The organism is Erwinia persicina (assembly GCF_014838825.1).
Taxonomy (GTDB): domain Bacteria; phylum Pseudomonadota; class Gammaproteobacteria; order Enterobacterales; family Enterobacteriaceae; genus Erwinia; species Erwinia persicina_A.
Map to the genome: position 1 here is coordinate 23,170 of NZ_JACYMO010000016.1, position 12,446 is coordinate 35,615.

Below are 12,446 nucleotides of genomic sequence, written 5' to 3' on the forward strand. Positions count from 1 at the left end.
TGACGACAAGGAAACCGATGTATGACCCATCCTGACGCCGCAGATAACGAACTGGATATTCGTGGCCTGTGCTGCGCGCTATGGCGCGGCAAACTGTGGATTATCGCCGGAGGTGCGCTGTTCGCACTGCTGGCCTGGATCTATTCGTTACTGGTGACGCCACAGTGGAGCACGACCGCCATCGTCGATCGGCCCACCGTGAATATGCTTTCCGGATACTACTCTCAGCAGCAGTTTTTGAATAATCTGGATATCCGTGCTGGCAGCCTGACCGTGGCTCCCCCAACGGTGATGGATGAAGCGTATCAGGAATTTATGATGCAGCTGTTTGCCTGGGATACACGACGTGATTTCTGGCTACAGTCCAGCTATTACCAGAAGCGCAAAACCGGCAATGCCCGTGAGGATGCGGCACTGCTGGATGAAATGATTGCCAATATCCAGTTCCAGCCAGCAGACAGCGCGAAGAACCTCAACGATACGGTCAAGCTGATTGCCGAAACGTCATCCGATGCCAATACGCTGCTTCGCCAGTACGTCGCCTTTGCGAATGCACGGGCGACAACGCACCTGAATGAAGAGCTTACTGCTGCCTGGGCAGCCCGCAGCATCCAGTTAAAAGCGCAGGTTAAGCGTCAGGAAGCCGTGGCAAAAGCCATCTACGACCGTCAGGTCAACAGCATAGAGCAGGCGCTTAAGATTGCTCAACAGCAGGGCTTCGAACAGTCAAAAACCCAGACACCTTCTGAGCAGCTTCCCGATTCGGAACTTTTCCTGCTGGGCAGACCGATGTTGCAGGCGCGGCTGGAAACACTGCGTGCGACGGGGCCAACCTATGATCTGGAATACGACCAAAACCGTGCCATGCAAACGACCCTGAATGTGGGGCCCACCCTGGTGAAGTCATTCCAGACCTGGCGGTACCTGCGTACCCCGGAAGAACCGGTAAAACGTGACAGCCCGCGCCGGGTATTGTTGATGATTATGTGGGGCGCTGTGGGCGTACTGCTGGGAGCAGGAACCGCGCTGGTGCGCCGTTCCCGTCGTTAAAGCCATCCCGGCAATAAGCGGTTTAACCCTTACGAATTAAAGAGAGTCACGGTGAAAGTATTAACGGTTTTTGGCACGCGCCCTGAAGCGATAAAAATGGCACCGCTCGTGCATGCGCTGGCGCAGGATGACGATATTGAGTCGCGCCTCTGCGTGACTGCCCAGCATCGGGAAATGCTCGATCAGGTGCTGCATCTGTTTTCTATCGTGCCGGATTACGATCTTAATATCATGCAGCCCGGGCAGGGGCTCACCGAAATTACCAGCCGCATTCTGGAAGGGCTGAAAACGGTGTTTGCCGATTTCACGCCGGATGTTGTGCTGGTTCATGGTGACACCACCACCACGCTGGCTGCCAGCCTGGCGGCTTTCTACCACCGTATTCCCGTCGGGCATGTGGAGGCAGGATTGCGCACCGGCGATCTCTGGTCCCCGTGGCCGGAGGAAGCCAACCGGACGCTGACAGGCCATCTTGCCAGCTATCATTTTACGCCGACCGCCAGTTCACAGCAGAATTTGTTACGCGAAAATCTGCCCGCCGGGCGCATTTTCGTCACGGGCAATACGGTGATCGATGCGCTGTTCTGGGTACGCGATCGCGTCCTCAGCGATGAGACGCTGAGAAACAGCCTTGCAGCTCGTTACCCTTTCCTGGATGCCACTAAAAAACTGATCCTTGTCACCGGGCACCGTCGGGAAAGTTTCGGCGGCGGGTTTGAACGCATCTGTAACGCCCTGGCTGAAATTGCGCGTCTGCACCCGGAGACGCAAATTGTCTATCCGGTGCACCTCAACCCTAACGTCAGCGAGCCAGTGAACCGCATTCTGCGTGGCATCGACAATATCATTCTGATCGAACCGCAGGAGTACCTGCCGTTTGTCTGGCTGATGGATCGCGCCTGGCTGATCCTGACGGACAGCGGCGGCATTCAAGAAGAAGCTCCCTCACTGGGTAAACCCGTGCTGGTAATGCGCGATGCTACCGAACGCCCGGAGGCTGTTGCCGCCGGCACCGTCAGGCTGGTGGGCACTGATGGGGCGAAAATTGTCAGCGAAGTCACCCGTCTGCTGACCGATGAGGACGCATGGCACACCATGAGCCGTGCTCATAATCCTTACGGTGACGGACTGGCCTGCCAGCGTATTGTGCAGGCCCTCAAAAATAACCGGATAACTTTATGAGTTTCAACACCATTTCAGTGATTGGGCTGGGCTATATCGGCCTGCCTACCGCTGCCGCTTTCGCCTCATGCCAGAAGCAGGTGATTGGCATTGATATTAATGCCCACGCGGTGGAAACCATCAACCGTGGTGAAATCCACATTGTCGAACCCGACCTTGATCGGGTCGTCAAAACGGCGGTTGAAGGTGGCTGGTTGCGCGCTGCAACTCAGCCAGAGGCTGCTGATGCCTGGCTGATTGCCGTACCGACGCCATTTAAAGGTGAACATCAGCCGGATATGACGTATGTCCAGGCGGCTGCTGAATCCATTGCACCGATGCTGAAAAAAGGGGACCTGGTCATCCTCGAATCAACGTCGCCAGTGGGGGCCACTGAACAGATGGCGGCCTGGCTGGCGACTGCCCGCGCGGATCTGAGTTTCCCGCATCAGGCAGGGGAACAGGCCGATATTCAGGTCGCCTACTGCCCGGAGCGAGTCCTGCCCGGGCAGGTTATGGTTGAACTGTTTAAAAACGATCGCGTGATTGGCGGAATGACGGCGCGCTGTTCACAGCGTGCCTGCGATCTCTATAACATCTTTCTGCAAGGCGAGTGCGTGGTGACTAATGCCCGTACGGCAGAAATGTGCAAACTCACGGAAAACAGCTTCCGCGATGTCAATATTGCGTTCGCCAACGAGTTGTCACTGATTGCGGCTGACCAGGGGATCAACGTCTGGGAGCTGATTCGTCTGGCAAATCGCCATCCCCGTGTGAATATCCTGCAGCCAGGGCCGGGCGTTGGCGGCCACTGCATCGCTGTTGACCCGTGGTTTATCGTGGCACAGAACCCGGTACAGGCGAGGTTGATCCGTACAGCGCGCGAAGTGAACGACAGCAAACCGCACTGGGTACTGGAGCAGGTGCAACGCCAGGTCGCGGATTGCCTGATGCACAGTAACAAACGTGCCAGCGAGCTGAAAATTGCCTGTTTCGGTCTGGCGTTTAAACCTGATATTGATGACTTACGTGAAAGCCCGGCCGTCCAGGTGACGCGTCTGATCGCCGACTGGCATCAGGGCACCACGCTGGTCGTCGAGCCTAACGTGCAGACGCTGCCCGCTAAATTGCAGGCCAGCGTGACGCTGGTGGCGCTGGAGGAGGCATTACAGCAGGCCGATGTGCTGGTGATGCTGGTCGATCATCGTGCGTTTAAAGCCATCGAGCCTGCCGCCGTCACTCAGTCATGGATTGTGGATACGAAAGGGGTCTGGCGATAGTGCAGGCGACGCTTAAACCCCTGGTGTGGGAGAACGCCTTCTTTGGGTGCCACAGCGCACTGCTTGAACTGCAGGGCGACACGGCGCTGGATGTTGGTCTGCTCGACAGCTATGGGCTGGTGCAGGTCAAAGTGCTGGCGCAGCAGAGCGCAGAATTGGATGCCCTGACGGCCCTCGGTTTTCGTCTGGTAGAGGGTGAGGCGGACTGTGTTCTGGGTATCACCCCGGTTGAACGCCCGTCCGGTATCCGTATTGCGCGCGCGGAGCACATTCCTGCACTGCGCCAGGCGGCTGAAGAGGCTTTTATCTGGAGCCGTTTTCGTGCGCCCTGGTATGCGCCGGGTGACAGCGGTCGTTTTTACGCGCAGTGGGTGGAAAATGCTGTGCTCGGCACATTTGACCATCAGTGTCTGCTGGCGGTTGATGAAAATGGCACCCCGCAGGGTTTTGTCTCGCTGCGTGAACTCGGTGATGGCACGGCACGTATTGGCCTGCTGGCGGTCTTGCCGGACGCGCAGGGGCTGGGTATTGGACAGCGGCTGATGACAGCGGCTAACGACTGGTGCCGCGCACGCCGACTGACACGGCTTCATGTCGCAACACAGCTGGGCAATATTGCCGCGCTGCGACTCTATCTTCGCTGCGGTGGCGTGATTGAACGCACCGCCTACTGGTTATACAGGGAAACGCCATGATTCCGTTTAACGCGCCACCGGTGGTGGGAACTGAACTTGAATATATGCAGTCGGCGATGGGCAGCGGTAAGCTCTGCGGCGATGGCGGGTTTACCCGTCGCTGCCAGCAGTGGATGGAGCAGCGCTTTGCTAGCCGTAAAGTTCTGCTGACCCCGTCCTGTACCGCCTCGCTGGAAATGGCGGCTATTCTGATCGATATTCAGCCCGGCGATGAAGTCATTATGCCGAGCTACACCTTTGTGTCGACCGCCAATGCCTTTGTGCTGCGTGGGGCAACCATTATATTTGTCGATGTGCGGCCGGACACCATGAACATTGATGAGCGCCTGATTGAAGCGGCGATCACCGACAGGACCAAAGCCATTGTGCCGGTACATTATGCAGGCGTGGCCTGTGAGATGGATGCCATTATGGCGCTGGCGAAAAAGCATCAGCTGTGGGTGGTGGAAGATGCCGCGCAGGGCGTGATGTCGACATATAAAGGTCGGGCGCTTGGCAGCATCGGACATATCGGCTGCTTCAGCTTCCATGAAACCAAAAACTACACTGCGGGCGGTGAAGGCGGCGCGACGCTGGTTAACGACGCCACGCTGGTGGAGCGCGCCGAGATCATCCGTGAGAAAGGCACCAACCGCAGCCAGTTCTTCCGGGGTCAGGTGGATAAGTATACCTGGCGCGATATCGGTTCCAGCTACCTGATGGCCGATTTACAGGCGGCGTACCTCTGGGCGCAGCTGGAGGCGGCAGAGCGTATAAATCAGCAGCGTTTGCGCCTGTGGCAAAACTACGCTGATGCCCTGCAGCCGGTAGCGGCACGCGGGCGCATCGGGCTGGCCAGCGTTCCCGCTGACTGTGAGCACAATGCTCACATGTTTTATCTGAAGCTGCGGGACCATGACGATCGCAGCGCGCTGATTGCGTGGCTGAAAGAGGCAGAGATCATGGCGGTGTTCCACTATATTCCGCTGCACAGTTCGCCTGCGGGTCAGCGCTTTGGCCGCTTCCACGGTGAGGATCATTTCACCCAGTCTGAAAGTGACCGCCTGCTGCGTCTGCCGCTCTTCTATAACCTCTCTGATAACAATCAGAAAACAGTGATCAACTCCCTACTGAGCTATTTCTCCTGATATGTCACTGGCAAAAGCGTCGGTGTGGACAGCGGTCTCCACGCTGGTAAAAATCGCCGCCGGTTTACTGGTGGTAAAGCTGCTGGCAGTGACCTACGGGCCTGCCGGTGTTGGGCAGGCCGGGAATTTTCGCCAGCTGATTACCGTACTGGGCGTACTGGCAGGGGCCGGAATATTTAACGGTGTCACCAAGTACGTGGCGCAGTATCAGCAGGAGCCTGGCCAACTGCGTGCCGTCACCGGCACCGCGTCTTCCATGGTGCTGGGGTTTTCCCTGCTGCTGGCGATAGTGTTCCTGCTGTTTGCCGCGCCTATCAGCCACGCACTGTTTGGTCACGATCGCTATCAGCAGGTGATCCGCTTCGTCGCCTTCCTGCAAATGGGGATCGCCTGGGCTAACCTGGCGCTGGCGATCATGAAAGGCTTCCGCGATGCTGCAGGGAATGCACTGTCGTTAATCATCGGCAGCCTGATGGGGGTCGCTGCGTGGTTTGTCTGCTATAAGCTGGGAGGTTACAGTGGCGCGCTGATTGGGCTGGCGATGGTGCCGGCGATGGTGGTCGTGCCTGCAGTCCTGTTGCTGGTGCGTCGCGATCATCTGCCGATGCGTTATCTGTTACCCGCATGGCGACCTGAGTTTGTCACCCTGCTGGGGAAGTTTACCCTGATGGCGCTGATCACCGCGGTGACGCTGCCGGTTGCCTGGATGATGATGCGTAATCTGCTGGCGCAACATGCAGGATGGGAGCAGGTTGGCCTGTGGCAGGGCGTCAGCAGTATCTCTGATGCCTATCTGCAGTTTATCACCGCCTCGTTCAGCGTATATCTGTTGCCTACCCTGTCGCGTCTGCAGCACAAGGCGGATATTTCCCGTGAGATTATCAAGGCCCTGAAGTTTGTACTGCCGGTGGTGGCTGGGGTGAGCTTTACCGTCTGGCTGTTGCGGGACGTGGCCATCTGGCTGCTGTTTTCCCACGAATTTACCGCCATGCGCGATCTGTTCGTCTGGCAGTTAATCGGTGACGTACTTAAGGTGGGGTGTTACGTTTTCGGCTACCTGGTGATTGCTAAAGCCTCATTACGTTTCTATGTGCTGACGGAAGTGAGCCAGTTTGTCCTGTTGACCGGATTTTCCCGCTGGCTGATCCCGCTGCACGGTGCAGCCGGAGCGGCACAGGCGTATATGGCGACCTATATCGCTTATTTTGCACTCTGTGCAGGTGTTTTTATTATTTACCGTAGACGAGTATGACCAGAGTAATTCATCTTTTAGGCGCAGACATTCCGCATCATAATGCGACGGTGCTGGGCTTTTTTAACCAGGTTTTACACGACGTTATGCCGTCATCTTCCCGACGTGAGTTCTGGGTGGTGAGTGGACAGTCTGCACTGGCTGCACAGCATCCGATGCTGGCTGTCCGGCTGTTCGCCACAAAAAATGAACTGGCGCAGGCGGTGATAGCGACCGGCAGGAGGCAGCGTGATACGCGTTTCTTCTTTCACGGCCAGTTTAACCCACGTTTGTGGCTGGCACTGCTGTCGGGAAAACTCAGGCGTGAGCAGTTTTACTGGCACATCTGGGGGGCTGACCTGTATGAAGAGTCCAGCCGCCTGAAATTCCGCCTGTTCTATCTGCTGCGGCGTCAGGCGCAGAAGCGGGTGGGGCACGTATTTGCTACCCGGGGAGATATCAGTCACTTTCACCAGCGGCATCCCGATGTTCCGGCATCGCTGCTCTATTTCCCGACGCGGCTGGCACAAGATGTGCAGATCAGCGAGGAGGCGCAAGGCCCGCTTACTATCCTGCTCGGCAATTCCGGGGATGCCAGCAACCGCCATATCCCTGCGCTTCAGGCTATCCATCAGCAATTTGGTGATAACGTGCGTGTTGTCATACCGTTAGGTTACCCGGCCAATAACCACGCGTATATTCAGCAGGTGCAGGAGGCGGCGATGGCCCTGTTCCGGCCGGGTGTGGTGGAGCTCCTGACGGAAAAACTGGCCTTCAGCGACTATCTGAAGTTGATCGGCCGCTGCCACCTTGGCTACTTTATTTTCGAACGTCAGCAGGGTATTGGCACGCTCTGCCTGCTGCTGCAGGCGAATGTGCCTTTTGTTCTGAACCGCAAAAATCCGTTCTGGCAGGATCTGACAGAACAGCAGGTGCCGGTGCTGTTTGACGGCGATCCCCTGAATGCAGCGACGGTCAGTGAGGCGCGGCGTCAGATGATGCTGCTGGATAAATCGCATATTGCCTTTTTTGAGCCGGGCTATCTGGGCGGCTGGCAGCAGGCATTGCGTCTGGTAGAAGGAGATAACGCATGACGCTATTACAGTTCGCCGGGCTGCTGGTTGTATACCTGTGCTGTTGTGGTTTTATTCTGACGCTGACCTGGCGTGAGTTTCGTCGCGTGCGTTTTAACTTCAATGTGTTTTTCTCTTTGTTGTTTTTGCTCACCTTTTTCTTCGGCTTTCCGCTCACCTGCATGCTGGTGTTTGGCTTTGATGTTGAGGTGGTACCGCCGGAATACCTGCTGCAGGCGCTGCTCTCAGCGGGAGGATTTTATGCGATTTACTACGTCAGCTATAAAACCCGGCTCAGAGCTCCTCACCGCCCACCGCCACGCCCGGTGTTTACCATCAATCGTATTGAAGCGCATCTGACCTGGGGGCTTCTGGCGCTGGTGGCGCTGGGCACCGTCAGCGTGTTCTTCCTGCACAATGGTTTCCTGTTGTTTAAGCTGCACAGCTACAGCCAGATTTTCTCTGCGGATGTTTCTGGTGTCGCACTGAAACGCTTCTTCTACTTCTTTATCCCGGCCATGCTGGTGATCTACTTCCTGAAACAGGATAAACGCAGCTGGCTGCTTTTCCTGATCAGCACCGTCGCGTTTGGCCTGCTGACCTACATGATCGTGGGTGGAACGCGCGCCAATATTATTATCGCGTTTGCCCTGTTTCTGTTTATTGGCATTATCCGCGGCTGGATCACGTTGTGGATGCTGGTGCTGGCCGGTGTCGGCGGGATTGTCGGCATGTTCTGGCTGGCGCTAAAACGTTACAACCTGGATGTCAGTGGCTCAGAAGCGTTCTATACCTTCCTGTATCTCACCCGCGATACCTTTTCACCCTGGGAGAATCTGGGCCTGCTGCTGCAAAATTACGACAAAATTGATTTTCAGGGACTGGCACCCATCTGGCGTGACTTTTACGTATTTATCCCGAGCTGGTTATGGCACGGGCGGCCTTCCATCGTTCTGAACAGTGCCAACTACTTTACATGGGATGTGCTGGATAACCACTCCGGGCTGGCCATCTCTCCCACGCTCATCGGTTCACTGGTGGTGATGGGGGGGGCGCTGTTTATACCACTGGGGGCAGTAGCCGTCGGGTTAATTATCAAGTGGTTCGACTGGCTGTATGAAAAAGGTCAGCAGGAGCCGAACCGCTATAAAGCCGCCATCCTGCAAAGTTTCTGTTTTGGGGCGGTATTTAACATGATTGTGCTGGCGCGAGAGGGGCTGGATGCTTTTGCCTCCCGCGTGGTGTTCTTCTGTGTGATCTTTGCGTTCTGCGTTGTGCTGGCGAAGTTGCTCTACTGGCTGCTTGATACTGCCGGGCTGGTACGTGCCCGTGCGCCTGCCCGCTCACTGTCGATTCAGCCATAACGCTTGATATGCGTTTTGCTTTAAAGGAATTTCCATGACTGTCTCTGTAGACGTGCCGCACTATCAGATCCGCGGAATCTCGCTGTCAGGCTTTAGTGATATGGCACAATTTGTTGATTACCTTAATCAGCAGGGTGAACTGAAAACCGGCACGCTGGTGGCAATTAACGCAGAGAAGGTGCTGACGGCGGAAGCCGATGCAGCGGTTTATCAGTTGATTGATGCCGCCGAGTATAAATACGCCGATGGCATCAGCATTGTGCGCTCAATCCGTAAAAAGTACCCGCAGGCCAACGTTTCACGCATTGCTGGTGCCGACCTGTGGGAAGCGCTGATGGAACGTGCCGGCCGTGAGGGCACCCCGGTGTTTCTCATCGGTGGGCAACCCGCCGTGCTTGCGCAGACGATGGATAAGCTACGTCGTTTGTGGAATGTGAATATTGTCGGATCTCAGGATGGTTTCTTCACACCGGACCAGCGTGAAGCGCTGTTTACGCGGATCCGGGAAAGTGGGGCTAAACTGGTGACGGTCGCGATGGGGTCACCGCGCCAGGAGATTTTGATGCGGGACTGTAAAGCCCGCTACCCTGATGCACTGTATATGGGAGTGGGGGGTACCTACGACGTATTTACCGGACAGGTGAAACGTGCGCCTAAGATATGGCAGCGAATGGGTCTGGAGTGGCTGTATCGCCTGATTTCACAGCCTACCCGCCTTAAGCGCCAGCTCAGACTGCTGAAATACCTTAAATATCACTGGCGCGGCGATCTTTAATCAGCACGTTTTTTCTGTCAGTGAAGGTCGTTTTGTGCGGTGCATTACGGTGAAAAGGGCGAAAAACGCTGCGACTTTAGACGGAATGCACAAAGCGTAATCAAACGCGTTTATTTGTGCAAAAAGCACTGGACAGTCAGGGCTGTCCTCCGTAGTATGCACATCCGCAACGGCGCTACGCGCCCGTAGCTCAGCTGGATAGAGCGCTGCCCTCCGGAGGCAGAGGTCTCAGGTTCGAATCCTGTCGGGCGCACCATGATTTTTGTGCGCATGAGCGGCGGTGGTAACATTTACCGCGTTAGTTTGTAGTAGAAAGAAGCAGTAAAGAAGTCAGGTATGGTGGCTATAGCTCAGTTGGTAGAGCCCTGGATTGTGATTCCAGTTGTCGTGGGTTCGAGTCCCATTAGCCACCCCAGACTTTTTAGTATCAGGTTTTGTTGTATGCGAAGGTGGCGGAATTGGTAGACGCGCTAGCTTCAGGTGTTAGTGTCTTAACGGACGTGAGGGTTCAAGTCCCTCTCTTCGCACCACAAAATCTAAGCAGTAAAGCAGTATTCGGCGAGTAGCGCAGCTTGGTAGCGCAACTGGTTTGGGACCAGTGGGTCGGAGGTTCGAATCCTCTCTCGCCGACCAATTTAGAAAGCTCTGCTGTTGCGGGGTTTTTGCCTGAAGCCTGAGCGCTTTAAGCGATAAAAATAAAGAAAAGTAGTGGCATTAAAGCAGTATTCGGCGAGTAGCGCAGCTTGGTAGCGCAACTGGTTTGGGACCAGTGGGTCGGAGGTTCGAATCCTCTCTCGCCGACCAATTTAAGAAACCTGCTTGAAAAAGCAGGTTTTTTTTCGTCTGTACGGGGTGACCTGTTGTCTCGCTCACCCCGTATCTGAGCATTACATCCTTCTCATTATACGTTGCTTCACATTTTGCACCTCAGCGCTGAGCGCTTCTCCCGGCGTTTGCAGCAGCAGTTCAGACGTGACGACCTCCGCACCGCAGAAATCGAAGATACCGTGATCAATCTGCGTTCTCATCGCGGCAAAGTAACCGTGGCGGGCGTAAGTACGCATGTCCCCAGCGCCCAGCGCCACCAGATGAACCTTCAGACGCTGTAATTTTTTTACCAGTCCTCCTTCACTGTCTTCATACGCCCAGCCATGGGTAAATACCCGGTCAATCCAGCCTTTGAGCTGAGCAGGCATTGACCACCAGTACACCGGATAAACCAGGATCAGTGTATCGGCACGGTCTATCCTCGCCTGCTCTGCAACGATCTCCTGTGAAACCGGCCCCTGCTGACGGAAGGCCGCAATATCATGCTGCGTAAAACGGGGGTCAAAACCTTCTGCAGCCAGATCGGCAATATCAACATGGCTGCCTGAGGCCGCAATGCCCTCCGCCAGCTGCGCGGCAATATGGTGTGTCAGTGACTGGCGGTCAGGGTGAGAAACAACAATAAGTGTGGGCATCGTCAAGACTCCGGCTTGCAGGTTAAAGAGAGAAACGTTACGCTAATATACTGTTAGTAACTTACCTTTGGTATATAAGCATGTCAATCAGCAATGACTCTTCTCCGCTTCCGCGCCGGCGTTTATCGCGTGAAGCACGCTATCAGCAGCTTATTGATACGGCGTGGCAGCTCATTCGCGATGAGGGAACGGAGGCATTAACCTTGGGCAGGCTGGCGGCACAGTCCGATGTCACCAAGCCGGTGGTCTACGATCACTTCGGCACAAGATCGGGACTGTTTGCGGTGTTATACCAGGAATTCGATGCGCGGCAGAACGCCCTGTTTGATGCGGCCCTGGCAAAAAGTGAAGCGACGCTCTCAGCCAGAGCCGCCGTAATTGCTCAGTCCTACGTGGAGTGCGTTCAGCTTCAGGGGCGGGAGATCCCCGGGGTTATCGCTGCACTGATAGGTTCGCCAGAGCTGGAGAAGATCAAACGGGCTTATGAGGTCGCGTTTATCGAGAAGTGTCGAGGAATATTGTCGCCTTTCAGTGAGGGCGGGGAGCTGACGAATGCCGGGCTCTGGGCGATGCTGGGCGCAGCGGAGTCGTTATCCTATGCCGCCACGCGTGATGAAATTAGCCTCCGGCAGGCGCAGGACGAACTGTATTCGGTGATTATGGCGCTGGTGGAACGCAGTCGGCGAGCGGTATAACACGTTGTCGTTATTCAGAGACACTTAACATGTTGATTAATATAATTTTTTATTAATTCCCGTCAATGTGTCTCCAGCAGGAGACGGATCTCCTGCCCGGGTGTCGGGGTGAGGTAACAGTGATGCAGGCGGCTCACGGCAATGAAAAAAGATTAATCATAAAAAAATTAATGGCATAGCGGTAATTACACCGGTTTGATAGCGTTCTGGCATGCCTTATGCAAGAATATCCCTGTAGATGCTCATTCCACCTCTTATGTTTGCGTAAGCTTCATAAACCTGGGAATGACGCAGAGCCAATTTACGGTACCTGTTGTCCATCCAGCCAATATCGCTAACGTCTTATTGGATTATCGGGCAATACGTTGAGTCAGGTACCACCCGGTTGTCTTAGCCGACCTGAAAATTTACACCTGTCTTATGGCAGGTGTTTTTTTTTGCCCTGATGCCCGTCATCTTTCGCGCTGCAGATGCGTTGGCTGCGCGTGCTCACCCCGGTCACTGACCGGTGTCAGCTCCCGGGGATTCTCGC

The 12,446-nt window shown here is 55.5% G+C and carries 11 protein-coding genes and 5 tRNA genes; 15 read left to right on the forward strand and 1 reads right to left on the reverse strand.

Going from position 1 to position 12,446, the window contains the following annotated elements:
* Positions 1–21: 21 nt before the first annotated feature.
* From wzzE to IFU29_RS21505, 14 genes are all read left to right on the forward strand, one after another.
* On the forward strand, positions 22–1,050 hold the full coding sequence (gene wzzE / locus IFU29_RS21440) for an ECA polysaccharide chain length modulation protein (RefSeq protein ID WP_062749083.1): 1,029 nt from the start codon (positions 22–24) through the stop codon (positions 1,048–1,050).
* 51 nt (positions 1,051–1,101) lie between these two features.
* Complete coding sequence (gene wecB / locus IFU29_RS21445; protein WP_191935687.1) at positions 1,102–2,232, forward strand: non-hydrolyzing UDP-N-acetylglucosamine 2-epimerase; 1,131 nt, start codon at positions 1,102–1,104, stop codon at positions 2,230–2,232.
* Positions 2,229–3,491 carry a UDP-N-acetyl-D-mannosamine dehydrogenase gene (gene wecC / locus IFU29_RS21450; protein WP_191935688.1) on the forward strand — a complete coding sequence of 421 codons (1,263 nt, stop codon included), beginning with the start codon at positions 2,229–2,231 and terminating at the stop codon, positions 3,489–3,491. Before wecB ends, wecC begins: the two co-directional genes overlap by 4 nt.
* Positions 3,491–4,186 carry a dTDP-4-amino-4,6-dideoxy-D-galactose acyltransferase gene (rffC, locus tag IFU29_RS21455; RefSeq protein ID WP_342214503.1) on the forward strand — a complete coding sequence of 232 codons (696 nt, stop codon included), beginning with the start codon at positions 3,491–3,493 and terminating at the stop codon, positions 4,184–4,186. Before wecC ends, rffC begins: the two co-directional genes overlap by 1 nt.
* Positions 4,183–5,313 (forward strand): dTDP-4-amino-4,6-dideoxygalactose transaminase, encoded by a 1,131-nt coding sequence (rffA, locus tag IFU29_RS21460; protein ID WP_191935690.1) that lies wholly within the window; start codon positions 4,183–4,185, stop codon positions 5,311–5,313. The genes rffC and rffA overlap by 4 nt, the downstream gene beginning before the upstream one ends.
* 1 nt (position 5,314) lies before the next feature.
* Positions 5,315–6,565 carry a lipid III flippase WzxE gene (gene wzxE, locus IFU29_RS21465; protein ID WP_191935691.1) on the forward strand — a complete coding sequence of 417 codons (1,251 nt, stop codon included), beginning with the start codon at positions 5,315–5,317 and terminating at the stop codon, positions 6,563–6,565.
* Complete coding sequence (locus IFU29_RS21470) at positions 6,562–7,638, forward strand: TDP-N-acetylfucosamine:lipid II N-acetylfucosaminyltransferase (protein WP_191935692.1); 1,077 nt, start codon at positions 6,562–6,564, stop codon at positions 7,636–7,638. The genes wzxE and IFU29_RS21470 overlap by 4 nt, the downstream gene beginning before the upstream one ends.
* Positions 7,635–8,981 carry an ECA oligosaccharide polymerase gene (wzyE, locus tag IFU29_RS21475; RefSeq protein WP_191935693.1) on the forward strand — a complete coding sequence of 449 codons (1,347 nt, stop codon included), beginning with the start codon at positions 7,635–7,637 and terminating at the stop codon, positions 8,979–8,981. The genes IFU29_RS21470 and wzyE overlap by 4 nt, the downstream gene beginning before the upstream one ends.
* A 34-nt stretch (positions 8,982–9,015) precedes the next feature.
* Positions 9,016–9,756 carry a lipopolysaccharide N-acetylmannosaminouronosyltransferase gene (wecG, locus tag IFU29_RS21480; RefSeq protein ID WP_191935694.1) on the forward strand — a complete coding sequence of 247 codons (741 nt, stop codon included), beginning with the start codon at positions 9,016–9,018 and terminating at the stop codon, positions 9,754–9,756.
* 179 nt (positions 9,757–9,935) lie between these two features.
* A tRNA-Arg gene (locus IFU29_RS21485) sits at positions 9,936–10,012 on the forward strand.
* 83 nt (positions 10,013–10,095) lie between these two features.
* A tRNA-His gene (locus tag IFU29_RS21490) sits at positions 10,096–10,171 on the forward strand.
* A gap of 28 nt (positions 10,172–10,199) precedes the next feature.
* Positions 10,200–10,286 (forward strand) — tRNA-Leu (locus IFU29_RS21495).
* Positions 10,287–10,312: 26 nt separating this feature from the next.
* A tRNA-Pro gene (locus tag IFU29_RS21500) sits at positions 10,313–10,389 on the forward strand.
* Between the two features lie 94 nt (positions 10,390–10,483).
* Positions 10,484–10,560, forward strand: a tRNA-Pro gene (locus IFU29_RS21505).
* An 83-nt stretch (positions 10,561–10,643) separates the two neighbouring features.
* On the opposite strand, the gene IFU29_RS21510 is transcribed toward IFU29_RS21505, so the two are convergent.
* Positions 10,644–11,219 carry an NAD(P)H-dependent oxidoreductase gene (locus IFU29_RS21510; RefSeq protein WP_191935695.1) on the reverse strand — a complete coding sequence of 192 codons (576 nt, stop codon included), beginning with the start codon at positions 11,217–11,219 and terminating at the stop codon, positions 10,644–10,646.
* An 80-nt stretch (positions 11,220–11,299) separates the two neighbouring features.
* Here IFU29_RS21510 and IFU29_RS21515 point away from each other — a divergent pair, with 80 nt between their 5' ends.
* Positions 11,300–11,914, forward strand: coding sequence for a TetR/AcrR family transcriptional regulator (locus IFU29_RS21515; protein ID WP_191935696.1), 615 nt, complete (start codon positions 11,300–11,302; stop codon positions 11,912–11,914).
* Positions 11,915–12,446: the final 532 nt, after the last annotated feature.